The sequence below is a fragment of the Bradyrhizobium barranii subsp. apii genome, assembly GCF_011516635.5.
Taxonomy (GTDB): Bacteria; Pseudomonadota; Alphaproteobacteria; order Rhizobiales; family Xanthobacteraceae; genus Bradyrhizobium; species Bradyrhizobium barranii.
Map to the genome: position 1 here is coordinate 5422331 of NZ_CP096255.1, position 23160 is coordinate 5445490.

A 23160-nucleotide genomic window follows, 5' to 3' on the forward strand; every position below is an offset into this window, starting at 1 on the left:
GATCCAGCCCCCCGCCGGCAAACTCACTTGGAGTCACATCATGAGCCGCCGCGTTTCCTGGGAAGGCGTCTTCCCGGCCGTCACCACGCAATTCCACGATGATCTCTCGCTCGACATCGACGCCACCGCCAAGGTCATGGACGGGTTGATCCGCGACGGCGTCTCCGGTCTGATCGTCTGCGGCTCGGTCGGCGAGAACACCTCGCTGGAGCGCAAGGAGAAGGTCGCGATCATGGAGACGGCGAAATCCGTCGCGGCCGGCCGCGTGCCCGTGCTATGCGGCATCGCCGAATTCACCACCGCCTTTGCGGTCGAAACCGCCAAGGAAGCCGCGCGCGTCGGCATCGACGGCGTGATGGTGATGCCGGCGCTGGTCTATTCGTCGAAACCGCACGAGACCGCCGCACATTTCCGCGCGGTTGCCAGCGCGACCGACCTGCCGGTGATGCTCTACAACAACCCGCCGATCTACAAGAACGACGTCACCCCCGACATCCTGGCCTCGCTCGTCGACGTCGAGACCGTGGTCTGCTTCAAGGATTCCTCGGGCGACACGCGGCGCTTCATCGACACCAGGAATATGGTCGGCGACCGCTTCGTGCTGTTCGCAGGGCTCGACGACGTCATCGTCGAGAGCATCGCCATGGGCGCGGTGGGCTGGGTCTCCGGCATGTCCAACGCCTTCCCGCGCGAGGGCGAGACGCTGTTTCGCCTTGCCAAGGCCGGCCGCTTCGCCGAGGCCATGCCGATCTACGAATGGTTCATGCCGCTGCTGCACCTCGACGCACGCCCCGACCTCGTCCAGTGCATCAAGCTGTGCGAGCACATCATGGGCCGCGGCACCGCGCTGACCCGCCCGCCCCGCCTCGCGCTGCTGCCGCAGGAAAAGGCCGAGGTCGAGGCGATGATGGCGAAGGCGCTCAAGAACCGGCCGCGCCTGCCGGATGTCGGGCTGAAGGCGGCGTAGGCGAAGGTCTCGTAGGGTGGGCAAAGCGGAAGCGTGCCCACCATTCGCAAATTCGGTCGCGGAGAGATGGTGGGCACGGCGCTACGCGCCTTTGCCCACCATACGAAGCTAGGAGGCAGCCCGCTTCTTCTTCGCGTTCAGCGCGGAGGCTACGCGGCTCACAGGCGGCTTGCCCAGCACGCCGCTCATCTCGTTCGTGGCCGCCAGCAGCTTGTCCATGTCGACACCGGTCCTGACGCCCATGCCTTCGAGCATGTAGACCACGTCCTCGGTCGCGACATTGCCCGTCGCGCCCGGCGCATAGGGGCAGCCGCCGAGGCCGCCGGCGGCGGAATCGATGACGCGGACGCCCTCCTCCAGGCCGGCATAGAGATTGGCGAGCGCCTGGCCGTAGGTGTCGTGGAAATGCATCGCGAGTTTTGTTGGCGGGATATTGGCGCTAACCGCGCGCAGCATGCCTTATCAGGCGTGCCGACACCGATGGTGTCGCCGAGCGAGATCTCGTAGCAGCCGAGCTCCCACAGCGTGTTGGCGAGATCGGCGACCGCCTTTGGCTTGATCTCGCCGTCGAACGGACAGCCCAGCACGCAGGAGATATAGCCGCGGACTCTGACGCCATCAGCCTTGGCGCGCGCCAGCACCGGCTTGAAGCGCTCGATGGACTCCGCGACCGTGCAGTTGATATTGGCGCGCGAAAACCCTTCCGAGGCCGCCGCGAACACGGAGACGACTTGCGCGCCGGCAGTGCGCGCGGCGTCATAGCCCTTCTCGTTCGGCACCAGCACGTGGAATTCGGCACCCTTGACGTGGCGGACGCCGCGCAGCACGGCGTCCGAGCTCGCCATTTGCGGGATCGCCTTGGGCGAGACGAAGGCGCCGACCTCGACCGTGGTGAGGCCAGCGGTGACGAGCGCCTCGATGAAGGCGATGCGGGCCTCGACGCTGACGGGCGTCTTCTCGTTCTGGAGGCCGTCGCGCGGCCCCATTTCGATGATGCGGACGGGATCGCTCATCTCACTCTCCCGATGGCTCGACCACGGCGAGCTCGACGCCCTCTTGGACGATGTCTCCGACCTTGCATTTGATTGATTTCAGCACGCCGGCGTAGGGCGCGCGCAGCGTCTGCTCCATCTTCATCACTTCCAGGGTGAGGATCGGCGCGCCCTTGTCGAGCTTGTCGCCCTCCTCGGCCAGCACGGCGACGACGGTGCCCGGCAGCGGCGCCGCGATCTTGTCCTCTCCGACATGCTCTTCGCTCTCGCCGCCGAACGGATCGACCCAATGCAGGTCGAAGCGGCCGTTGCGTGTGCGCAAATACAGCTCATGACCGTCGATCACGGCGGCGACCGAGGACTTGACGCCATCGAGCGTCAGATCGAAGCCGCCGTCACGCGGCGCGATCGTGAACGCCAACTCGCGGTCGCCGATCACCAGCGTCGACGGACCGCTGCCGTAGTTCAGCGTGATCTTCTGCTCAGGTCCATGGCCGACGCGGAAGGCAAAGTTGCGCTGGCGGCGACCGACCGGCATCCAGCCAAAGGTCTGCCAGGGCGAACTCGCCTCGTCTTGCGCGGCCTGCCGCTCGTCGTTGATAACAGCGGCGACTGCAGCGCACAGCTCGAGCTCGCCGGGCGCCGGCGAGGCCTGCGTCAAGCCCGCCAGCTCACGCTCGATGAAGCCGGTATCGATCGCATTGGTCCGCACCTTCGGATGCGTCATCAGCGCCGACAGGAACGGGATGTTGGTGACGATGCCGCGGACGTCGGAGTCTTGCAGCCCGCGGTTCAGCCGTTCGATCGCGACGTCCCGCGTCGGCGCCCACGCGATCATTTTTGCGAGCATCGCATCGTAATAGGGCGAGACCGTATCGCCTTCGCGATAGCCGGCGTCGATGCGCAGGCCGCCCGTTTCCGCCGGCAAGCGCCAGGTCGAGATCCTCCCGACCGACGGCATGAAGTTCTTGGTCGGGTTTTCCGCGTAGACGCGCGCCTCGACCGCATGGCCATTGAGCCGGAGCTCGTCCTGCTTCAGCGGCAGTGCCTCGCCGAAGGCGACGCGCAGCTGCCACTCGACCAGATCGATGCCGGTGATCAGCTCGGTCACGGGATGCTCGACCTGAAGACGCGTGTTCATCTCGATGAAGAACACGTCCTTGCCGTCGGAGACGAACTCGATCGTGCCGGCGCCGACATAGTTCACGGCTCCGGCCGCCTTTCGCGCGGCGGCGCAGACGGTCTCGCGCTGGGCGGGATTGAGCGTCGGCGACGGCGCCTCCTCGATCACCTTCTGGTGCCGGCGCTGCAGCGTGCATTCGCGCTCGAACAGCGACAGCAGATTGCCGTGGCTGTCGCCGATGATCTGCACCTCGATGTGACGGGGATTGTCGACATATTTTTCGATCAGCATGCGGTCGTCGCCGAACGCGGCCTTGGCCTCGCGCTTGGCGCTGACAATCGCCGGTCCAAGCTCATCCGCCGAGCGAACGATGCGCATGCCGCGGCCGCCGCCGCCGGCGGACGCCTTCACCAGGATGGGAAAGCCGATCTTGTCCGCGGCCTTCGAAAGCGTCGCATCGTCCTGGGCCTCGCCGTGATAGCCGGGCACCAGCGGCACGCCGGCCTTCTCCATCAGCGCCTTGGAGCCGGACTTCGAGCCCATCGCCGTCATCATCGCGGCGGTCGGGCCGACGAACACCAGGCCCGCCTCCAGGCACGCCCGCGCGAACTCGGCATTTTCGGACAGGAAGCCGTAGCCGGGATGCACGGCCTCGGCGCCGGTCTTGCGCGCGGCCTCGATCAGCCGCTCGGCACTGAGGTAGCTGTCGCGCGCCCGCGCCGGACCGAGCAGCACGGCTTCATCCGCGAGCGCGACATGCATCGCGTCGCGGTCGGCCTCGGAATAGACCGCGACCGTGCGCAGGCCCATGGCTCGCGCGGTGCGGATGACGCGGCAGGCGATCTCGCCGCGGTTGGCGATCAGGAGCGTGCGAAAACGCCGGTAGAGCATTGAACGGTCCATCGCATCACATCCTGAACAGGCCGAATTTGGTAGGCTCGATCGGCGCATTCGACGCCGCGGAAAGGCCGAGGCCGAGCACGAGGCGCGTGTCGGCCGGGTCGATCACGCCGTCGTCCCACAGGCGGGCGGTCGCGTAATACGGATGTCCCTGGCTCTCATATTGCGCGCGGATAGGCTCGCGGAACTTGTCTTCCTCTTCCTTCGACCAGCTATCGCCCTTGGCCTCGATGTTGTCGCGCCGGACCTGGCTCAGCACCATCGAGGCTTGCTCGCCGCCCATCACCGAGATGCGCGCGTTCGGCCACATCCAGAGGAAGCGCGGCGAATAGGCGCGGCCGCACATGCCGTAATTGCCGGCGCCGTAGGAGCCGCCGATCACGACGGTGAATTTTGGCACCGAGGCGGTCGCCACCGCCGTGACGAGCTTGGCTCCGTCACGCGCGATGCCGCCGGCCTCGTACTTCTTGCCGACCATGAAGCCCGTGATGTTCTGCAGGAACACCAGGGGAATGCCGCGCTGGCAGCACAACTCGATGAAATGCGCCCCCTTCAGCGAGCTCTCGCTGAAGAGAATGCCGTTGTTGGCGATGATGCCGACCGGATGGCCCCAGACATGGGCGAAGCCGCACACCAGCGTCGTGCCGTAGAGTTTTTTGAACTCGTCGAACTCCGAGCCGTCGACGATGCGGGCGATGATATCGCGCACGTCAAACGGCTTTCGGCCGTCGACGGGCACCACGCCGTAGATCTCTTCCGCCGCAAACAGCGGATCGCGCGGCTTGTGCATGTTGAGGTTCGGCCGCACCGACGGCTTCAGCGTGCTGACGATGCGCCGGGCGATGCCGATCGCATGGGCGTCGTTCTGGGCGTAGTGGTCGGTCACCCCCGATTGCCGCGAATGCACGTCGGCGCCGCCGAGCTCCTCGGCACTCACCACCTCGCCGGTCGCGGCCTTCACCAGCGGCGGGCCTCCGAGAAAGATGGTGCCCTGGTTGCGGACGATGATGCTCTCGTCCGACATCGCGGGGACATAGGCGCCGCCGGCGGTGCAGGAGCCCATCACGATCGCGATCTGCGGGATGCCCTGCGACGACATCTGGGCCTGGTTGTAGAAGATGCGGCCGAAATGGCGCTCGTCCGGAAAGATTTCGTCCTGAAGCGGCAGGAAGGCGCCGCCGGAATCGACCATGTAGACGCAGGGAAGATTGTTCTGCCGCGCCACGTCCTGCGCGCGCAGATGCTTCTTCACCGTCATCGGATAGTAAGTGCCGCCCTTGATGGTGGCGTCGTTGGCGACGATCACGCATTCGCGGCCCGAGATGCGCCCGACGCCGGTGATGACGCTCGCCGAATGCACGTCACCGCCATAGAGGCCGTACGCCGCCAGCGGCGACAGCTCCATGAACGAGGTGCCGGGATCGACCAGCAGGTCGACGCGCTCGCGCGCCAGCATCTTGCCGCGCGAGGTGTGACGGTTGCGCGAGACCTCGCCGCCGCCGCCGGCGACCTGGCTCAGTTTTTCACGCAAGTCCGCGACAAGCCCGCGCATGGCCTCGGAATTGCGCGCAAAGTCTGATGAAGACGTATCGATGCTGGAATGGAGCGGCATGTTGATTCCAATGAGGTGAAGGTTTCAGGCCGTCTCTGACATCAGCTCGCGGCCGATCAGCATGCGACGCACCTCCGAGGTGCCGGCGCCGATCTCGTAGAGTTTTGCGTCGCGCCAGAGACGTCCGACCGGAAATTCGGAGGTATAACCGACGCCGCCCAGCGCCTGGATCGCCTCGCCCGCCATCCACGTCGCCTTCTCCGCGGAATAGAGGATCGCGGCGGCTGCATCCTTGCGCAGCGTGCGGGCGTGGTCGGCCCGGTCGCAGGCGCGCCCGACCGCATAGACATAGGCGCGCGCCGACTGCCAGGTCGCATACATGTCGGCGAGCTTGCCCTGCATCAGCTGGAAGTCGCCGATCGGCTGGCCGAACTGCTTGCGCTCATGCATGTAGGGCACCACGGCGTCCATGCAGGCCGCCATGATGCCGAGCGGGCCGCCCGACAGCACCGTGCGCTCGTAATCGAGGCCGGACATCAGCACCTTGACGCCCTCGCCGATCTTGCCGAGCACGTTCTCCTCGGGCACCTCGCACTCGTCGAAGAACAGCGGATAGGTGTTGGAGCCGCGCATGCCGAGCTTGTCGAGATGCTGGCCGTGGGTGAAACCCTTGAAGCCCTTTTCGATCAGGAAGGCGGTCATGCCGCGCGGGCCCGCCTCCGGATCGGTCTTGGCATAGACGACCAGCACGTCGGCGTCGCCGCCATTGGTGATCCACATCTTCGAGCCGTTGAGCACGTAGCGGTCGCCGCGCTTGTCGGCGCGCAGCTTCATCGAAACGACGTCGGAGCCCGCGCCGGGCTCGGACATCGCGAGCGCGCCGACATATTCGCCGGAGATCAGTTTTGGCAGATAGCGCGCGCGCTGAGCGTCGTTGCCGTTGCGGCGGATCTGGTTGACGCAGAGGTTGGAATGGGCGCCGTAGGACAGCCCGACGGCGGCCGAGCCCCGCGAAATCTCCTCCATGGCGACGATATGGGCGAGATAGCCCATGCTGGAGCCGCCATATTGCTCCGGCGCGGTCATGCCGAGCAGGCCGAGGTCGCCAAAGCGCTTCCAAAGGTCGGCCGGGAACAGATTGGCCTTCTCGATCTCGGCTGCGCGCGGGGCGATCTCCGCCTCCACGAAGGCGCGCAGCGTGTCGCGCAGCATGCTGATGTCTTCGCCCAGATCGAAATCGATGCTCGGGATGTTCAAGGCGATTCCTCCGTATTCTTGTCGGGTCCGAACCTACCCCCGCCCGGGCGTCCCAGCGGTCGAAAAGGTTGCATTTTCCGCCAAGTTTGGCGAGGATTTTTCATGCCCTTTCAAGCCGCGACCGCGACGCCCCGCCGCGCCATGACCCCAGCCGCCTTCGTCCGCGGCGTGGTTGCCGCTTATGCCGTTTACGGACGGGATCCAGCGGAAGCGCTAGGCAAGGGGCAGGTCGCCGAGGACCTTGTTCGATCCCGGGACGGACGGGTGACGGCGGCCCAGTTCGAGGCGCTGGCCGGCCACGCCATGCGCGAGCTCGACGACGAGGCGCTCGGCTGGTTCTCGCGCCGGCTGCCTTGGGGAACCTATGGCATGCTGTGCCGCGCCTCGATCACGGCCCCCAATCTCGAAGTCGCGCTAAAACGCTGGTGCCGGCATCATCGCCTACTGACCGAGGACGTGCTGTTCAAGCTCTCGCTTGGTGATGAGACCGCGACCATCTCCATTCGCGAGCAGCGCGACCTTGGCCCGTTGCGTGAATTCTGCCTGGTCACCCTGCTCCGCTATGTCCTCGGCTTTTCCTGCTGGGCCGTCGATTCCGCGATCGCGCTGCGTGCGGCCGAGTTTCCCTATTCCGAGCCGGGCCACGTCTCGGTCTATCCGACGATCTTCTGCAGGCATTTGAGCTTTGATGCGGACGGCGCCCGCATCGTCTTCGACAAACATTATCTCTCTCTGCCGCTGACCCGCAGCCCCGCCGATCTCGACAGCATGCTCAAGGGCGCGCTGCGGCTCACCGTGCTGCCCTACCGGCGCGACCGGCTGCTGGTCGAGCGCGTCCGCCGCGTGCTGCGCAATGCACGCGGACGCATTCTCGGCGCCGAGGATGTCGCAAGCGAGCTGGCGCTCTCCACCCGCACCATGCATCGGCGCTTGCGCGAGGAAGCGACCTCGCTACGCGATCTCAAGGAAGAGGCAAAGTTCGAGCTCGCCAAGCAGGAGCTGATGCGCGGCCGGGCGCCCATCAAGCGGATCGCGGAGATCGCCGGCTTCCGCAACGAGAAGAGTTTTTCGCGCGCCTTCCGCACCTGGACCGGCGCCTCCCCGCGCGAGTTTCGCGAGCGCTATCGCTGAGGCGCGGCGTCACCTGCTTGTCATAAATTGACGTCCTCCGAGATCACTCTCGGAGGACGCAATCTCTCGGATCAGGTCGCGATCTCAGGCGTTAGTTCTGCGCGCCCTGGCGAGCCTTGGGCTGCTTCGTCTGCTTCGGCTGGAAGGCGAGCGCATCGTTGCTAGTCTTGGCGCCGCCGGCCTGCGAGCACGTGCCGCCGATGCCACCGGCCGCCTGACGGCAGGCTTCCATCGTCGGATAGCCGCAGCCGTGAGCGGCCTGGGCGCCGTTGGTGATGCAATAATCGTCGGCCTTCGCAGCCGGCGCCGACAGAACAAAAAACGCAGACGCAAACAGCAGAGGCTGCGATCGTCTTCGAAGTCGATGTCATGATGTCTTTTCCTGCTTAGGGTCCCACAAAAGCATCCCCGGCGTGCGACGCAGGCCGAGGTTCACACCCTGCATCTAGGCAGCGCAAAGATGCCGACAATCACGGTTGCGCGCATTGCAGTCCTGCCTAAATCACATGTCACAGTTAGGTGAGTTACTAAGCTATTATAACTATCCGAATCGACCGCACCGCGCGCAAACGCCCCGACTTCGGAATTTCAGTAGAGAGACTTGTACGCCTATCCGACGGGTGCCGCCACTACATCCTGTAACGGCAGCGGCACATCCTTCGCGACGCCCAGCACCGGAAAGCTGCGGACGTTCTTCACATCAGGCATCGCGGCGAAATGCAGCAGCTGCTGGCGCATGCTCTCGACGTTCGGCGCGACGCATTTCAGCAGGTAGTCGGTGTCGCCTGAAATCCGCCAGCACTGCTGGATGCGCGGGATCGCGGCAATCGAGCTCTCGAACGCCTCCAGCACCGGCTGGGCCTGGCTCACGAGCTGGATCGAGACGAACGAAACCACCTCATAGCCGAGCAACCGCTCGTCGATGACGGCGCGGACCGCCCGGATCACGCCGCGGCTGAACAGCAGTTTCAGCCGCCGCAGGCAATTGGGCGCGGACACGCCGACCCGCAGTGCCAGCTCGTTGTTGCGCACCCGACCGTCCTGCTGCAGCTCGGATAAGATCTTCAGATCGACGCCGTCGAGCTGGTCACGCCCGGCCATCCCCCACCTCGCCATGATCCCATCATGACGTCAGCGAAGCACGCGGCGGAATCGCTGCCAAGTGGCGGCAGCGCGGCGCAATAGCTGTCCGTCTATCGGGGTCATCGGACGCGACGTCATGTCTGCGGGCGGGGTACCCCGCCGTCATGCCAGGGCTTGTCGCGGCCATCCGCGCTCTTTCACTCGGCCCCAAAGACGTCGATGTCCGGGCCTTCGCCTCGCCGAAGCGGCTTCGGCCGCGCAGGCGGGACAAGGCCCGGGCCTGACGCGTAAATCACGTCGTATGAAGTCGTAGCAGCGAGCCGCCCCTCAATGCGTCCAGGGCTCGCCGCGCCGGAACGAGAAATTGTCGGCATAGGCGACCGGGCGGCGGATCGAATCCTGCGGCTCGATCACCTGGTAGGCGATACCCTTGCGCTCACAATAGGCGACCGCCTCTTCCTTGCTGTGGAAGCGCAGCGTGATCTGCTGCTTCATGTCGCCGGACGAGATCCATCCCATCAGCGGCTCGACCGAACGCGGCTGCTCCGGCTCGTAATCCAGCTGCCATTCCTTGGTCTTGGACCGGCCGGATTGCATCGCGTTCTTGGCGGGCTTGAAAATGCGTGCGGTCATGGGTGGTCCGGGCCTCTTGGTCTTTTCGTTCGATTTCGATGCGTCACGGTAGCAGTTGGTGGAAACCGCGGGCATAGTATAGAGACACCTTTTGGGAACTGATCGGTGATTCCGGTCCCCCCGGGGGTGCGTTGCCGACGGGTATAGTCATTATGCTGCACCGTGACAATTGCGTACCCGCCTTCCGCGCCGGGATCCCGCCCGGCGGCCCTGTCTCGCCGACACCAGCGTATCCGCCCCCTCCGAAAGCTTCCGTCGCATGGCCTTCCTGAACATCAACGCCACGCTTCCCGAAAAGGGCCGTGACCTCAGGCTCGACCTGTTTCGCGGCATCGCGAACTGGGCGATCTTCCTCGACCATATCCCCGACAACGTGGTGAACTGGATCACCACCCGCAACTACGGCTTTTCCGACGCCGCCGACCTGTTCGTCTTCATCTCCGGCTACACCGCTTCCTTCGTCTATGCGCGAATGATGCTCGAGCGCGGCTTCATCGTCGGCGCCACGAGGCTGACCAAGCGGGTCTGGCAGCTCTACGTCGCCCACATCATCCTGTTCGTGATCTACATCGCCTCGATCAGCTATCTGGCGCTGCGCTTCGGCGACTCTGACATGATCAACGAGTTCAACGTCGCCGGCCTCGTCGACAACGCCACCGAGACGCTGCGCCAGGGCCTGTTCCTGCGCTTCAAGCCGCTCAATCTCGACGTGCTGCCGCTCTACATCGTGCTGATGGGGCTGTTTCCGCCGGTGCTGTGGTTCATGCTGCGCAAGCCCGACCTGACGATGGCGCTGTCCATCGTGCTGTGGCTCGCCGCCCGCCATTACGGCCTGAACCTGACCGCCTATCCGGCCGGCCAGTGGTACTTCAACCCGTATGCCTGGCAGGTGCTGTTCGTGTTCGGCGCCTGGTGCGCGATGGGCGGCGCCCGGCGTTCGGGAGCCGTGATCAATTCGCCGATCACGCTGTGGCTTTGCCTCGGCTATCTCGCCTTCGCGCTGGTCATGACCATGGCCGGCCGCTTCCCCACCCTCGGCGGCATGTTCCCGGGATGGCTGTTCTCGGCCTTCAACCCCAACGACAAGACCAATCTCGCGCCCTACCGCTTCCTCCATTTCGTCGTGATCGTGATCCTGGTGATCCGCTTCGTGCCGAAGGACTGGCCTGGTCTGGAGTGGAAGGTGTTCGATCCCTTGATCGTCTGCGGCCAGCAGTCGCTCGCCGTGTTCTGCGTCGGCGTGTTCCTGTCCTTCGTCGGCCATTTCGAGCTGTCGATGAGCTCGGGCTCGCTGTTCGCGCAGATCTTCGTCAGCATCGCCGGCATCGCGATCATGACGACGGTGGCCTATTACATTTCCTGGTCGAAAAAGCAGGACAAGCCGTTGAAGCCGCCGCCGCCCAAACCTGCGGCCGCCGCCTCGCCCGCAAAGGCCGCCTAGAGCCATTTCCGTTCCGATGAAATCGGAACGGGGTGCTAGCTTCTAGTAGCGGCAGCGGAGCCGGCTCAGGCCGCTTCGCTGTCGTACTCGGTGAACTTCTTGTAGATCCAGTCGCGGCCGTCGTGGCGGCGCCAGACCTTTCCATAGACGATCTGCCCGTTGATCGAGCGGCGCGGCACGATCACGGTCCAGAGGTGCCAGATCTCGGTCCAGCTCGACTGCGGATGGACGGTTCGGACGTTGCGATCGAAAGACATGACGCAAAACTCACAAGATATGAGCGCCGCGACGAACTGTGACCTGTGTGACCACCGATTGCAGGCAGCCCATCGCGAGCCTTGCCGACCTGATATCAGCCAGGAATGCGGCCGCAACAACCACTCGGCCTTAACCTAACCGGTCAACCTTACCCCTCGTGGGTACCCGCCAAGACCCGTTGAAAGCCGGCGCCGATCTTTCTATGATGCGTGCACAATTTGAGAATGAGCGCGCCGTTTCGGACGCGTGGCAATTGCGAACTGATTTTCATTTTTCAAATGACTTGCTGACTGGGGCACCACAATGAATATGCAATGTGGACGTTTGCGCCTGGCGGTGTGCTCGGTGCCGCCTGCGCCGCGTGTCAAGGCAGTCAAGACATCTGTCTCTGAACCGCCGAAGGCGGCCAACGACAATCATCTGGCGTGGCCGTTCCTGCCGTTTCCGCTCGGCTGGTACGCGACGAACTGATCCCCGGAATAGCGCGACGCCGCTCAAGCGGAATATCATCGCTTGGCGGCGTCCGTTTAGGCATTGGGCGCTGAAATCCCCAATGCTCATATGTCTATGGCGACAGCCAAAGGTTCGAAGCAATTTTGCGAATTCTGCGTCGGGCCGGCCGGCGCAATGCCTTGAAAAATCGCGCAGAAGTCGCGTTGGGTGAAGAACAAGCGCCAAGGCTTCAGGCAAGGCTTCAAGCAAGGTTCGCGCGCGCTTCCGGTCGCCATAGGCCCGCCTGCCCATCCCCCGCAATCGCGCCGGCTGAGATGCCCTGCGCGTTGTCGGTCTGTCGCGGCGGCCGTGCAGTTCCCGCCTTTGCAGTCGCAACCAATCACCGCGCCATGAGTTGCAGGTTCTTCCCGTCTGTCCGGGGAAGCTGCGTGGCTGCGATCCATGCCCGCGCGATGTACGGACGGTCATCTCGCCTCACGACCGTGTGAGCTGGAGCGCGGCCGGTGAATTTTCACGAGCGAGCAGAGACCAACGAACAGCAGGCCGCAAGCCAAGGGGATGCAGTGAGTCAAATCGATACGACCGAGAAACTCTCGGGCACACCGGAGACTGAAAGTTCGCTGTTCGCGCTGTGCGGGCTTGGCGTCGCCGGGATCGCAATGCTGGGCTGGATCTGCGCCCTCGCCTGGATCGCCTGGCGCCTGGTCGATTGGCTGTGGTTCTGAAATCGAAACGCCGCCGGCACGCCGACGCACGCCCAAGTTGCATCGGACGTAATTTCGCGGAGATCGCCCCGCTGACCTGACGGTCGGCAGCGGCAGCGGGATGAGCGCGGCGCAATATCGAGAGAATTGAAGGAGCTTCAACCTCGGGACTGGTCGGGGCAGCTGGATTCGAACCAACGACCTGCAGTACCCAAAACATATCAGCTAGTCCCTCACCCGCCCTCGGGCACCATCAAGGGCCCTAAGCCCGCTAGGAAAACCTCTCAGGCCATAACCTACCGCTATCCCTCGCCTGCTGTGATTGGCACCGCGGTGCTTCCCCCGTGCTTCCCGGAGGGCAAATGAGCGGTCAAACCATCACAAAGACCCTGGTCGACGGCCTCGAAAAGGAGGCATCTGAATACACGGTGTGGGACGCAAAGCTCCCCGGCTTCGGTGTGCGGGTCCGTCCCACCGGCGCCAAGTCGTTCATCATCGTTTACCGGGCCGGGACCGGCCGTGGAGCGCCAGTACGGCGCTACACCGTGGCCCCCGTCGGCAAGCTGGCCCCTGAGGGCGCCCGAACGCAAGCCAAGATCCTGCTCGGGAACATAGCTAATGGAGCGGACCCGGCCGCGGAGAAGCGAGCGAATCGCCCCAAGCGGGACCGGCTGACATTCGATGAGCTCGCCCAACTCTACCTGGACCAATACGGGAAGGTCCGGAAATCATCCTGGAAGAACGATGACGGTTACCTCAAAAAGCCCCGAGCGAAGTGGAAGCGGCGAATCGCGGCCGAAATCACTGACGACGACGTGGCGGAGCTCCTCGAGGAGATCGGCGCGACCGCACCCGTGGGGGCGAACCGAACGCAGTCAGTCCTGCACACGCTGTTTTCCTGGGCGAAGGAGCCGGGCCGCAAGCACGTCCCGACCAATCCCGTTGCGGATATGCGCCGGCGCTACCAGGAAACGCCACGCGAGCGCATCCTCAACGATGAGGAGATTCGGACCCTGTGGTGGGGCTTAGATGATCCAGAGCTGCCGGCCGGCCGGCCGATTGCGCTCGCCTTGCGGTTCATTCTGGCAACCATGGTCCGGCCAGGTCAGTCGGCGGGCCTGCTCATTCCGGAATTGGTGGGCTTCACCGGCGAAGAACCACAGTACCACATCCCCAAAAATCGGGTGAAGAAGCGCCGCGAAGTTCGATCCCAACGTCGTCGACCGGAAGGCACTCGAAGCCGCCGTCAACGCGTTGTCCGACACAAGGAAGCCGCGGCGACGCGCCACGCGAACAAAATAGGCGTCAAGCGCCATTCAAAAGGGCCGCAGAGCTACGCTTACACTCGACGTCCTCAGGTCCGCAGATGACCACCAGCGCTCGAGGCGCCATTCCATGGAAACTCCTCGACGGGCGATTCCTCGTCTTCGGGGTCGCCAGCGTCGAGCGGCACCGGTTTGGCCGGGCTCTCCCACATGATGCCAAGCGGCCGGACTGGCACATTCTACAGCCCGACCGCCGCTGCAATCGCTCAAGGCAATGCCGCCGCGCAGAACGATGCGATGATTGCGGCAACCGTGGAGACCGGTCAGCGCAATATGGCCGTCCTTGAGCAATCTGTGATCAAAGACAACACCCTGATGCCGGGTGAATGGTACGGCGGTCAACTGCATATCGCGCCTCCGACCGACCAGGGTGGAGCTCAGAAAAGTTATACGATCGTGATCACGGTCGGTGGAGATCGGCACGTGATCGATGTTGCCCAAGGACCGGCGGGGGCTTGAGTCGATGTGCTCAGTCCTTCGTGACCCCAGCCGAAGTCTTCGATGGCGCCAGATTAGATCTCTGACAATCATGCTTGCAGCAGCCGCTGTGATCTGCACGTCTGTTAAGCCGGCCAAGGCCGACTGCAACTCGGCGATCTCGTCCTATAATTCCGCTCTCAGCGATATTGAGAACTATCTGAGGCGCTACACTCGCTGCCTGAATTCAAGTGACGGAGCGGACGATTGCTCTTCCGAGTTTCGCAGGCTGCGTTCAGCTCAAAGCGATTTCGAAAGCGCGGTATCGGAATATCAATTGTACTGCCGCAGGTAAGATCAGAGCGATGTACGTTGCCCGTTCTCTGCCTCCGACGGGGCATAGCGAGTTGATTTGTGGGCCGTGCATCGAGCCCTAACGGAGCTACCGCGTGAGATTTGAAGCAACCGCGGCCGCTGCCTCGCGCTCTGCACGCAACCAGAATTCAAGGTCCCTGCCCTCCGGGCGCCCGGCGTTCTCCCAAAGCTTGTACGCCCGCCGTCTCGTCTCCTCCACCAAGCTTGCGGCTTTCAGTCTGCGGAGCCTATCGCTGATCTCCCGGGCGAATGCTTCGAGACGCTCTACGGTCGCCCCGTCGGAGATAAGCGAGATAGCCCGTTGGGCCAATACGAGCTGATGCTCAAGCCGTCGCAGTTCGGATAGCTGATCCATCTACCCAGCCCACACAGAACGCCACGAACGTCAAAGAGTGTCCGGTGTCTTAAGCTCGTGGCGGATTCGTTCTTCTTTCAATTGTTGCTCCGCCTCGTACCAGAACTCATCTATACGACCTTCAGGCTTCCCGGCTTCCTCCCAAAGCTTGTAGGCGCGGGCGCGTATCTCGTCTGAATCTACTTGGGGCATGATGTCACCCTCGTTAGTGCACCGCCCTCGATGTTGGAGCTACTAGGGGGGCGTGTTGGCTGCCGAAGTAACTCGATTGACGATGGGGAGTTCCAGATTCCCGGAAGGTGCGCCACTCTAGTCAAAGACATAACTGATCGCAGCGATAACCACCTTAACCATCGCCGCACGTCCGGAGCAGCAAACAAGCAAACGGTTGCTTCGCCACAACAGCAATAGCAAAATCAACGCATTGATGATCACCGCTAATGGACGGCTACACGGTCGTCACCAAGGCGACCAAGGAGTTCATCGACGCCTCGGGCCGCCGCAAGGTCAGTGGGTCAAAACGCGAAGATCCCAGAGTGAGCAAAGTCGGTCCGCTCCACCCCACGAAGCGGACCTCAATGAAAGGCGTCGCCACTTCGCTGATGGGCCAATTCCGGAAGTCGCGACGCTCATTCAATGATCTTGTCAGCACGGACCAGGATCGTTGCCGGCACGGTAATGTTCGAGGCCTTGGCCGTCTTGAGATTGATGACAAGCTCGAACGTGGTCGGCTGCTCGACGGGGATGTCTGCCGGCTTCCCGCCTTTGAGGATGAGGTCGATAATTTCCGCGCCGCGCCGCCATTGCTTGCCATGATCGGTGCCGTAGGACCGCCTGCTTCCGCGAACTCGCGGTAGCCGTAGATAGCGGGCAAACGCAGGCGGGAGGCGGCCGCGGCAATTTCGGTCCGCTGACTAAACGTGAAGGGGTCCTCGAGAATCGCAAGGCCACGCCGGCTCCTGCGACCTTGCTGGCCTCGAGCTGCGGCGCGATCTCCTCGGGCGAGCGCACCTCAAAGGCCCGTAACTCTATTTTCGCGACACGCGCTGCGGTCTCGAGTTCCCTGTAAGCGAGGGCCGCGTACGGCGTGCCCGGATTCAAGACCGCGGCAATCAGCGAGGCGGCAGGGACGATCTCGCGCAACAGCTGAAGCCGGGCGCCCTGTATGCCAGCGGCTAGGTCCGACAGTCCGGTGACGTTACCGCCGGGCCGGGCGAGACTTGCAACGACCCCCGCGCCGACAGGATCGCCGACAGCCATGAATACAACCGGGATGCCGTTTCCGGCTGCCTTGCCTGCCTTGGCGGCAACCGTGCCAAATCCGGTGACAAGCACATCAGGCTTCATCCGAATGAGGTCGGACGCAAGACCTGGCAAGAGTTCCGGCCGGCCTTCTGCCGAGCGATAGACGAAGTGCAGGTTTTTTCCGTCAATGTAACCAAGCTGATCGAGACGGCGCAAAAAATTCGGCGCGAAGCTACGATCCTCACCTGCAAGAAGGGCGAGGTAGGCAACGGTGAATGATTTGACTTTTTGTGCGCTAGCCTTGGGCGCGACGCCGAGGAGCGTGGCACCGGCTAGTATTTTCATCAACGACCTCCGGTGCGTCATGCAAATGCCTCTCGCACCAAGTATTCGAGCTGCAGACCAGACGGATCGCCCACGAATCCTGTTGGCTATCAAATGCGCCTTCTATTCCCGAACAAAAATATGTGACTTAACCTTCCATTCACCGTTGGATTGGTGCTCATAAAGTTTAACTGTACTGCCGGACAGCATGGTCGTTTCCTCCCCCTTTACCAATGAGGCTTTGAAGCGGGACGTCACGTAAGCGTAGTCTCCCATCTGCAAAATCTCTACAAGCTCAAGTTTGTGATCTTTGACGCTCGTGCCTCTTTTGGCAAAAAAGTCGCGTATCGCAGTAGGGCCAGAGACGGGTGCTGCGCCGGGCGGCATTAGACTGGCGTCGGCGGCATACATTGGCAGCAAGGCGTCGAAATTCGGATCGTTGATCGCGGCGTCCCATTGCGCATTGAGTTTCGTCATATCTTCAGTGAGCGGGTCTGCACACACATGGCCGATCGTGGCCAACAAAAGCACCAGCACCACTGACCAGGTTTTGCTCATGACTTTGCTTTCTCTGATCTGACCGTGTCCGCCAGCCTGCGGCTAGCCGGCTCGTTACTGATCAGCGGTTCGTGAAAGCGCGCTTGCCGATGGCATAAAGGCTGCAAATTATTAAATACCGGAGAGTTCGGCGCGTCTCCGTTTTGTGGGCGGCTTCCGGCAAGCTAAAGCTTGGCGGTGCAAGCAAGCTATACGATTATCGAAAGAACGCCTATAGCTGCCTTGGGTCAATCGCGTCAGTTTGGCCCTTACCCGCAAACTTCCAGTCTGCCCCTATCAGACGCAGTGCGTCAACGGCGCCGATGGGCCACAAGGCGACATCCTCCGAGCGGCGGCCTCGATCTCGAAGCGGACACGAGATGCTTCAGTCCGCACGTCTGCTTCGGGGTCAAGAGCGTCGGTGTCGCGGTCGGCTGCAAACTTCCGGTCTGCCCCTATGAACTGACATGTAGCTGCACCGCGTCAACGGAAGCGATGGGCCAAAAGGCGACATGACGGACGCTGACGCCGTGGCATGTAAGGGGGCCGGCTTGGCGGCCCGAATGGAGTTCCGCCAAAGCGGACGTGTCGAGCCGGGGTTCTCAAACAGTATTGATCCATATCAACATGCGCCCCTGTGTCGCACGTTGAGTCCGGAAACTACTCAGTAGGACCAGACGGAGGAATTGCCCATGATAGTCGGAAGTAATTTGTTGCGTAGCTTGCTGGCGGGTGTCGCGGCGGTCGCACTGATGAACGTGCCCGCGTCCGCCCAACAGCAGAAGCGACCGAACGTCGTCATGCTGATGACGGACGATACTGGCTGGAACGATTTCGGCGCCTACAGCGGGGGCGGCAAAGCGCTCGGCCATCCAACGCCAAATATCGACCGGATCGCCAAGGAAGGTGCGACGTTTACGAACTGGTACGGTCAAGCAAGCTGCACAGCAGGCCGCGCCTCATTCATAACTGGGCGTATTCCGATCCGTTCGGCACTATCAATCGTGGTCGCTCCGGGCGACGAAAATGCTCTGAAGAAGGAGACGCCGACAATCGCCGAGTATTTCCAGAAGAGCGGCTATTCGACTTACTTCTCTGGCAAGTGGCATCTCGGTGACAAGCCCGAGTCCTACCCAATCGAACATGGCTTCGATGAGATGAAGGCATTTGCGGCATATTACCCCGGCGTCTACACCTATGCCGACACCTCCAAATGGTTTCATCCCTGGTTTCCCTCGTACAACCCGGAGATTGCAAAAGCATATTTTGACATCGTGAACATGTACGAGTGGGAGGGGGTCGCCGGACAACCGGCGAAGAGAGGCGAGTACATAACGTACGACCGCCTTGCCGACTTCGACGTTCGTCAGGCCGACTACGCAATCGACTACATCAAGAAGCACGCCAAGGATACCAAGCCGTTCTTCATGGATGTCAACTTCATGAAGATGCACAATCCAACAAATGCAGCAGCCAAATTCGCCGGGAAGTCCCGGCTGGGCGATTACTCGGACTCTTTGCTAGAACTGGATGACGACATCGGTCGTATCATGGAAACGATCCGCGCCGAGGCGCCGGATACGATTGTCGTCGTGACGGCCGACAACGGGGCGTGGCAGGATGCCTACCCCGATGCGGGAACGACACCCTTCAGAGGCGAAAAAGGCACGGCGTTTGAAGCTGGTTGGCGCGTACCGGGCTTGATGTGGTGGCCTCAACACATTGCAGCTGGCTCAAGCTACGATGAGATGATGTCGCACATCGATTGCTGGGCTACGCTCGCCAAGATGGTTGGCCTGACCCCACCGCCCCACGGCGCATGGGTCGATAACAGTGGCAAGCCAATGTACTTTGATAGCATCGACAACAGCGAATACATCCTCGGTCACGCGCAGCATTCGGCGCGAAGGTCGTGGATCTATATTGACGGCGAAAATTTCATGGGAGCGCGCGCAGATGTCGCCGGTGATCCAAGCAATCCCGAGTTAAGCATCGCGTGGAAATACCTATGGACGGCCAAGGACACTTGGCTTGGCCCAGAGCAGAACTTGGGCGCGATCGGCGCGATTTACAATCTGACCATGGACCCGTTCGAGAAGTACGACATGGTCTTCAACGGAGCGATGTCGGCACGTATGCCAATGCAGTCTCCGGGGAAGTACGCAGGACAGGACAATGGCTGGGTCTTGGCACTTATCAGCCCGGTCGTGATGGATTTCAACAAATCGATCGTTGAATTTCCCAGCATCAAGCGCAAGCCCGGCGGAGCGTCGAATGATTGGCGGCCCGATTTGCAGCACCCGGAAATCCAGTGCCATTGCTGGATATGAAACACCTGCCGAACATTAAAGGAAGCGGCGGCTAATCGAACGGTCAATATAACAGTCGCGAGTCTTTTCGACGTTAGTCATGAAGACGGTGGGTCATTGGCTTGATCCGCCGCCTTCGTACCCTCGACGGCCTCGTGCGAGGTCTTAGTGTCTGTTCCAAAACATGTTGAGTCGAATGAATCGGTTGTGATTCAAGGTGAGCGGCCTGATTCGATGGGGACGCGCCGCCAATGTGGACTACCGAGAACCGTGCACGCTACGACCGCAGCCGCCTGCGCTATCCGAGCGACTTGACCGACGAGGAGTGGGCGCTGATCGCGCCTCGCATCCCGCCGGCCAAGCGCGGCGGCAACAAGCGTACGGTGGACCTGCGCGAGATTGCCAACGGGCTGATGTACATCCTGAGCACAGGTTGCCAGTGGCGCGCGATCCCCAAGGACCTGCCGCCGCGCTCGACGCTGTATGGCTACTTCGATCTGTGGAGCTGGAACGGCACGCTCGATAAAATTCATCACGCCCTCTATGTCGAATGTCGCGAAAGGGCCGAGCGCGAGGCTTCTCCCACCGCCGCCATCATCGATAGCCAGAGCGTGAAAAGCGCTGAAAAAGGGGGCCTCATGATCTCCATGGCTACGACGCGGGCAAGAAGATCAAGGGCAAGAAGCGGCACATTCTCGTCGACACGCAAGGCCTCTTGATGCACGCCATCGTGCATGCGGCGGACATCCAGGATCGCGACGGCGGCGTGCTCCTGATGGCAACGTTGTTCGGCCTCTATCCCTTTCTTCTGAAGCTCTACGCCGACGGCGGATATCAAGGGCCACATTTCCGGGGATGTCCCGATCGCTGTTGAACTACGTCGGGTCGACGTTGCCGGAATGAATATTACGCAGCCCTCGTGACGTGGGCAACGGACTTGATTGTCATGCGATCGTGGTGAGCTTGAAGGGCCGCACGCAGAACCGACAATTGCTTATGCGCCTTCAATCGTCGGAAGCCCTTGTTGGCCTCGATCATACCGGCCGCGACCCATCGCAAGGCCATACCGGCATCCCGCCAGCGTTTAACGTTGCGCGTGACGCGGCGAATGGTGCCCATCATGTTCTCGGCGATATTGGTACAGGCGAGCGATCGGCGAAGCTCCTTCGGCAACTTCAACCGGACGACAGTCAGGATTTCGTCGAGGCCTTCGAGGATACTGGCCGCAACGCCGGGCCATTGCTGGTCGAGTCGACGCGCGAGATTGCGGATCAATTTTTCAGCCTTGTCGGCGTCATCGAGCTCCCAGGCCTGGCGCAGCACCCGGCGGGTGGCCGCATGATGCTCTTTCGGCAGGCGTTCCATGATGTTGCGCGCCTTGTGGATCTGGCAGCGCTGGATCGCAGCGGCCGAACCGAAGGTGCGGCGGATCGCCTTCGACAACGCCTTCGCGCCGTCGGCGATGAACAGTCTTGGCACCGTCGGGTCGAGCCCGCGCGAGACCAGGTTGTCCAGCAGGGCCTGAACCGTTGCTGCATTCTCGGTCGCCCCTTCCACCAGCGCCAGCGGATGCTTGTTGCCTTCGCCGTCAACCCCGATCGCGGCCACCAGCACGAGATCGTCGTCGAGATGCAGCCCGTCGATTTGGACCACCAGAAGGTCGAGCGCGGACAGATCGGCAGCCATGAAGTCGGCCAGCCGCGCCGCCGACAGAGCCACGAACCTCCGCGAGGCCGCCGACTTCGAAATCCCCGATCCGGGCGGTGCCGGCACGTCACCCTCGGGCAGCCGGACGGCGCGGCCGAACCGGCGCGTCGACACATTGATCGTAAGCGCGAATTTCTCCGCACCTTTTGCTTTTGAGTGCCCTGATGCATGAGGTGTCCACCAAAATAAGTGGACACCTTGTGATGAGCGACGATGATCAGAAACTGCGGGTCAGGCTTGTTGGCCGGAACGGTCGGCGGCGCTACGAGGCAGCATCGAAAGAGCGTCTTGTCACGGCCTGTCTTGAGCCTGGGGTTTCGGTATCGAGGCTTGCACTCGAATATGGGGTCAACGCGAACCTCCTTCGGAAATGGATCAAGAAGCACACCGCGACCAGGTCGCTGCCGCCGTCCTCACGCCCGGCGTTCATCCCGGTTCAGCTTGAGGGGTCCGCCGATCGGGCCTTGTCGCGGCAAGGCAGCGTGGCGGCGGTGGAGTTGCCGTCGACTTGCGATGAAGTGCGAGGGTCGGAACCCAAGGGAGCGCCAGCTTTTTGTTCTCCCGCCAAAGTGAGCGTGTCCTTGCCGAACGGCGTGAAACTCGCACTGGAATGCGGCGATGTGGATGCCTTGACGGCGATCATCGGAGCCCTTGGCCATGTTCAGACTGGGCGGTGACCTGCAGGTCTATCTGCACCGTGAGCCGATCGACTTCCGGGCTGGCATCAACAGCCTTGCGGTTCTGGTCCAGGAGACGATGGCACTCGATCCGTTCGCTCCGGCGGTTTTTGCGTTTTGCAATCGCCGTTGCGACCGGATGAAGCTGCTGTTCTTCGATCGGTCCGGCTTTGTGCTGGTCCTGAAGCGGCTGACCGAGGACAAGTTCCGATGGCCGCGCCGCCAAGAGGCGGTTGTCACGCTGACGACCGAGCAATTGCATTGGATTCTTGACGGCATCGATATCGATGCGATGGTCCGCCATCCGGTGCGGCAATATCAGGTTGCCGGCTGAGCTCTCGAGTTGAGCGGTTGACGCGTCGGTACGGTTCAGATTCAAGAATCCGATGAATCGAACCGGCGATCCGAGTGTTGAGGTGCTGTTGGCGCGCATTGCTGCGCTGCAGGCGGAGAACTGTCAGCTCACGGAGCGCGTCGTCAAGCTCGAGGAAGAACTGGCGCTGGCACGCCTGCATCGTTTTGCGCCGCGCAGCGAAAAGCACGTCGATCGTCTCTTCAATGAAGCCGAGCAGGCCGCCGATGAGGATGACGCCGGCAGTGAAACGAACGATATCGCGGAACTTCCGGACACGGGCTTGCCATCCGTCGAAAGCGCGCCGGGAAAGAAGCGCGGCCGCAGGCCGCTGCCGGCGAACCTGCCGCGCGAGCGCGTCGAGTATGACCTGCTCGACGATCAGAAGGCGTGTCCTTGCTGCCGTGGCCAGATGCATCGCATGGGCGAGGCTGTCACCGAGCAACTCCATATCGAGGTGAAGGCGAAGGTTTTACAGAATGTGCGCTTCAAATATGCGTGTCGCCATTGCGATCGCACCGGGATCAACGCACCTGTCGTGACCGCGCCGATGCCGACGCAGCCCTTGCCGGGCAGCGTTGCCACGGCCTCAACGCTGGCGTTTGCGCTGGTTCATAAATATGTCGATGGGACGCCGCTCTACCGCCTGGCGCAGGCCTTCGGACGCGCTGGAGTTCCTGTCAGCCGTGGCGCTTTGGGCCACTGGGTGATCGGCTCGAGCGAGAAGCATCTGCATCGCATCTACGACGCCCTGAAGCTGCGGCTCAGATCACAACCTCTCATCCATGGCGACGAGACGACGGTTCAGGTCCTCAAGGAGAAGGACAAAGAGGCCACCAGCACATCATACATGTGGGCTTATCGCAGCGGCAGGGACAGTCGCGAGCCGATCGTTCTTCTGGATTATCAGCAGGGCCGCGGTCAAATCCACCCGCAGACCTTCCTTGGCGATTACCGCGGCATCGTGATGAGTGACGGCTATACCGCATGGCGCACGCTGGAAGGGGATGTCCCGATCGCTGTTGAACTACGTCGGGTCGACG

At 62.4% G+C, this 23160-nt stretch carries 20 protein-coding genes and 6 pseudogenes; 12 read left to right on the top strand and 14 right to left on the bottom strand.

The window, feature by feature from the left end:
* Window positions 1-40: 40 nt before the first annotated feature.
* Window positions 41-967 carry a dihydrodipicolinate synthase family protein gene (locus HAP41_RS25755; protein WP_166096502.1) on the top strand — a complete coding sequence of 309 codons (927 nt, stop codon included), beginning with the start codon at window positions 41-43 and terminating at the stop codon, window positions 965-967.
* A gap of 108 nt (window positions 968-1075) precedes the next feature.
* Here the strand turns inward: HAP41_RS25755 and HAP41_RS25760 are convergent.
* The 4 genes and pseudogenes from HAP41_RS25760 to HAP41_RS25775 form a co-directional block, all read right to left on the bottom strand.
* A pseudogene (locus HAP41_RS25760) lies at window positions 1076-1980 on the bottom strand (hydroxymethylglutaryl-CoA lyase).
* A gap of 1 nt (window position 1981) precedes the next feature.
* The gene (locus HAP41_RS25765) at window positions 1982-3985 is read right to left on the bottom strand and encodes an acetyl/propionyl/methylcrotonyl-CoA carboxylase subunit alpha (RefSeq protein WP_166096501.1); all 2004 of its coding nucleotides are present in this window, start codon (window positions 3983-3985) and stop codon (window positions 1982-1984) included.
* A gap of 4 nt (window positions 3986-3989) precedes the next feature.
* Window positions 3990-5594 carry a carboxyl transferase domain-containing protein gene (locus HAP41_RS25770; protein WP_166096500.1) on the bottom strand — a complete coding sequence of 535 codons (1605 nt, stop codon included), beginning with the start codon at window positions 5592-5594 and terminating at the stop codon, window positions 3990-3992.
* Window positions 5595-5618: 24 nt separating this feature from the next.
* A complete protein-coding gene (locus tag HAP41_RS25775) occupies window positions 5619-6746 on the bottom strand; it encodes an isovaleryl-CoA dehydrogenase (RefSeq protein WP_283018864.1) in 1128 nt (375 codons plus the stop codon).
* 147 nt (window positions 6747-6893) lie between these two features.
* On the opposite strand from HAP41_RS25775, the gene HAP41_RS25780 reads away from it, so the two are divergent.
* On the top strand, window positions 6894-7922 hold the full coding sequence (locus HAP41_RS25780; RefSeq protein ID WP_166096498.1) for an AraC family transcriptional regulator: 1029 nt from the start codon (window positions 6894-6896) through the stop codon (window positions 7920-7922).
* Window positions 7923-8013: 91 nt separating this feature from the next.
* On the opposite strand, the gene HAP41_RS25785 is transcribed toward HAP41_RS25780, so the two are convergent.
* From HAP41_RS25785 to HAP41_RS25795, 3 genes are all read right to left on the bottom strand, one after another.
* Window positions 8014-8262, bottom strand: coding sequence for a DUF3551 domain-containing protein (locus HAP41_RS25785; RefSeq protein WP_321576684.1), 249 nt, complete (start codon window positions 8260-8262; stop codon window positions 8014-8016).
* Between the two features lie 269 nt (window positions 8263-8531).
* Window positions 8532-9023: an Lrp/AsnC family transcriptional regulator gene (locus HAP41_RS25790; RefSeq protein ID WP_135213563.1), complete on the bottom strand. Its 492-nt coding sequence runs from the start codon at window positions 9021-9023 to the stop codon at window positions 8532-8534.
* Between the two features lie 309 nt (window positions 9024-9332).
* Window positions 9333-9638 (bottom strand): ETC complex I subunit, encoded by a 306-nt coding sequence (locus tag HAP41_RS25795; RefSeq protein WP_166096497.1) that lies wholly within the window; start codon window positions 9636-9638, stop codon window positions 9333-9335.
* 259 nt (window positions 9639-9897) lie between these two features.
* Between HAP41_RS25795 and HAP41_RS25800 the strand changes: the two genes are divergently transcribed.
* Entirely contained in the window at window positions 9898-11079 is a 1182-nt protein-coding gene (locus HAP41_RS25800) for an OpgC domain-containing protein (RefSeq protein WP_063983449.1), read from the top strand.
* A gap of 65 nt (window positions 11080-11144) precedes the next feature.
* On the opposite strand, the gene HAP41_RS25805 is transcribed toward HAP41_RS25800, so the two are convergent.
* Complete coding sequence (locus tag HAP41_RS25805; RefSeq protein ID WP_166096496.1) at window positions 11145-11336, bottom strand: hypothetical protein; 192 nt, start codon at window positions 11334-11336, stop codon at window positions 11145-11147.
* Between the two features lie 957 nt (window positions 11337-12293).
* Between HAP41_RS25805 and HAP41_RS25810 the strand changes: the two genes are divergently transcribed.
* From HAP41_RS25810 to HAP41_RS25820, 3 genes are all read left to right on the top strand, one after another.
* Entirely contained in the window at window positions 12294-12515 is a 222-nt protein-coding gene (locus HAP41_RS25810) for an RNA-binding protein (protein WP_166096495.1), read from the top strand.
* Window positions 12516-12856: 341 nt separating this feature from the next.
* Window positions 12857-13864, top strand: a complete 1008-nt coding sequence (locus HAP41_RS25815) for a tyrosine-type recombinase/integrase (RefSeq protein ID WP_224580742.1) — start codon at window positions 12857-12859, stop codon at window positions 13862-13864.
* Window positions 13865-13951: 87 nt separating this feature from the next.
* Window positions 13952-14278: a hypothetical protein gene (locus HAP41_RS25820; RefSeq protein WP_166096494.1), complete on the top strand. Its 327-nt coding sequence runs from the start codon at window positions 13952-13954 to the stop codon at window positions 14276-14278.
* Between the two features lie 400 nt (window positions 14279-14678).
* Here HAP41_RS25820 and HAP41_RS50560 read toward each other — a convergent pair whose 3' ends face one another.
* Both HAP41_RS50560 and HAP41_RS25825 read right to left on the bottom strand, forming a co-directional pair.
* Window positions 14679-14966, bottom strand: a complete 288-nt coding sequence (locus tag HAP41_RS50560) for a DUF2934 domain-containing protein (protein ID WP_166096493.1) — start codon at window positions 14964-14966, stop codon at window positions 14679-14681.
* A 30-nt stretch (window positions 14967-14996) separates the two neighbouring features.
* Complete coding sequence (locus HAP41_RS25825) at window positions 14997-15158, bottom strand: DUF2934 domain-containing protein (protein WP_166096492.1); 162 nt, start codon at window positions 15156-15158, stop codon at window positions 14997-14999.
* A 251-nt stretch (window positions 15159-15409) separates the two neighbouring features.
* Between HAP41_RS25825 and HAP41_RS25830 the strand changes: the two are divergent.
* Window positions 15410-15484: pseudogene (locus tag HAP41_RS25830) on the top strand (LabA-like NYN domain-containing protein); the annotation flags it as partial.
* A 111-nt stretch (window positions 15485-15595) separates the two neighbouring features.
* On the opposite strand, the gene HAP41_RS50760 reads toward HAP41_RS25830, so the two are convergent.
* From HAP41_RS50760 to HAP41_RS25840, 3 genes and pseudogenes are all read right to left on the bottom strand, one after another.
* The gene (locus HAP41_RS50760; protein WP_414643393.1) at window positions 15596-15751 is read right to left on the bottom strand and encodes an ABC transporter substrate binding protein; all 156 of its coding nucleotides are present in this window, start codon (window positions 15749-15751) and stop codon (window positions 15596-15598) included.
* Window positions 15752-16007: 256 nt separating this feature from the next.
* Window positions 16008-16577, bottom strand: a pseudogene (locus HAP41_RS50765) (ABC transporter substrate binding protein); the annotation flags it as partial.
* Between the two features lie 81 nt (window positions 16578-16658).
* Window positions 16659-17093 carry a YybH family protein gene (locus HAP41_RS25840; RefSeq protein ID WP_166096490.1) on the bottom strand — a complete coding sequence of 145 codons (435 nt, stop codon included), beginning with the start codon at window positions 17091-17093 and terminating at the stop codon, window positions 16659-16661.
* A gap of 671 nt (window positions 17094-17764) precedes the next feature.
* Here HAP41_RS25840 and HAP41_RS25845 point away from each other — a divergent pair.
* Entirely contained in the window at window positions 17765-19402 is a 1638-nt protein-coding gene (locus HAP41_RS25845) for an arylsulfatase (protein ID WP_206706235.1), read from the top strand.
* A gap of 230 nt (window positions 19403-19632) precedes the next feature.
* Window positions 19633-20234 (top strand): annotated as a pseudogene (locus HAP41_RS25850) (IS5 family transposase); the annotation flags it as partial.
* A 53-nt stretch (window positions 20235-20287) separates the two neighbouring features.
* Here HAP41_RS25850 and HAP41_RS25855 read toward each other — a convergent pair.
* Window positions 20288-21214, bottom strand: a pseudogene (locus HAP41_RS25855) (IS256 family transposase); the annotation flags it as partial.
* 77 nt (window positions 21215-21291) lie between these two features.
* Here HAP41_RS25855 and tnpA point away from each other — a divergent pair.
* The 3 genes and pseudogenes from tnpA to tnpC all read left to right on the top strand — a co-directional run.
* Window positions 21292-21765, top strand: a complete 474-nt coding sequence (tnpA, locus tag HAP41_RS25860) for an IS66-like element accessory protein TnpA (protein ID WP_166096489.1) — start codon at window positions 21292-21294, stop codon at window positions 21763-21765.
* Window positions 21746-22099, top strand: a complete 354-nt coding sequence (tnpB, locus tag HAP41_RS25865; RefSeq protein ID WP_148750250.1) for an IS66 family insertion sequence element accessory protein TnpB — start codon at window positions 21746-21748, stop codon at window positions 22097-22099. The genes tnpA and tnpB overlap by 20 nt, the downstream gene beginning before the upstream one ends.
* A 52-nt stretch (window positions 22100-22151) precedes the next feature.
* Window positions 22152-23123, top strand: a pseudogene (gene tnpC / locus HAP41_RS25870) (IS66 family transposase); the annotation flags it as partial.
* Between the last annotated feature and the right edge of the window lie 37 nt (window positions 23124-23160).

Excerpts from the sequence above, each read along its gene's own strand:
- HAP41_RS25775 (WP_283018864.1), bottom strand. The coding sequence starts at position 6,746 with ATGCTGCGCGACACGCTGCGCGCCTTCGTGGAGGCGGAGATCGCCCCG.
- HAP41_RS25755 (WP_166096502.1), top strand. The coding sequence starts at position 41 with ATGAGCCGCCGCGTTTCCTGGGAAGGCGTCTTCCCGGCCGTCACCACG.
- HAP41_RS50560 (WP_166096493.1), bottom strand. The coding sequence starts at position 14,966 with ATGGATCAGCTATCCGAACTGCGACGGCTTGAGCATCAGCTCGTATTG.
- tnpA (WP_166096489.1), top strand. The coding sequence starts at position 21,292 with ATGAGCGACGATGATCAGAAACTGCGGGTCAGGCTTGTTGGCCGGAAC.
- HAP41_RS25805 (WP_166096496.1), bottom strand. The coding sequence starts at position 11,336 with ATGTCTTTCGATCGCAACGTCCGAACCGTCCATCCGCAGTCGAGCTGG.
- HAP41_RS25790 (WP_135213563.1), bottom strand. The coding sequence starts at position 9,023 with ATGGCCGGGCGTGACCAGCTCGACGGCGTCGATCTGAAGATCTTATCC.
- HAP41_RS25795 (WP_166096497.1), bottom strand. The coding sequence starts at position 9,638 with ATGACCGCACGCATTTTCAAGCCCGCCAAGAACGCGATGCAATCCGGC.
- HAP41_RS25800 (WP_063983449.1), top strand. The coding sequence starts at position 9,898 with ATGGCCTTCCTGAACATCAACGCCACGCTTCCCGAAAAGGGCCGTGAC.
- HAP41_RS25780 (WP_166096498.1), top strand. The coding sequence starts at position 6,894 with ATGCCCTTTCAAGCCGCGACCGCGACGCCCCGCCGCGCCATGACCCCA.
- HAP41_RS25840 (WP_166096490.1), bottom strand. The coding sequence starts at position 17,093 with ATGAGCAAAACCTGGTCAGTGGTGCTGGTGCTTTTGTTGGCCACGATC.
- HAP41_RS25770 (WP_166096500.1), bottom strand. The coding sequence starts at position 5,594 with ATGCCGCTCCATTCCAGCATCGATACGTCTTCATCAGACTTTGCGCGC.
- tnpB (WP_148750250.1), top strand. The coding sequence starts at position 21,746 with ATGTTCAGACTGGGCGGTGACCTGCAGGTCTATCTGCACCGTGAGCCG.
- HAP41_RS25825 (WP_166096492.1), bottom strand. The coding sequence starts at position 15,158 with ATGCCCCAAGTAGATTCAGACGAGATACGCGCCCGCGCCTACAAGCTT.
- HAP41_RS25765 (WP_166096501.1), bottom strand. The coding sequence starts at position 3,985 with ATGGACCGTTCAATGCTCTACCGGCGTTTTCGCACGCTCCTGATCGCC.
- HAP41_RS25815 (WP_224580742.1), top strand. The coding sequence starts at position 12,857 with ATGAGCGGTCAAACCATCACAAAGACCCTGGTCGACGGCCTCGAAAAG.
- HAP41_RS25845 (WP_206706235.1), top strand. The coding sequence starts at position 17,765 with ATGATAGTCGGAAGTAATTTGTTGCGTAGCTTGCTGGCGGGTGTCGCG.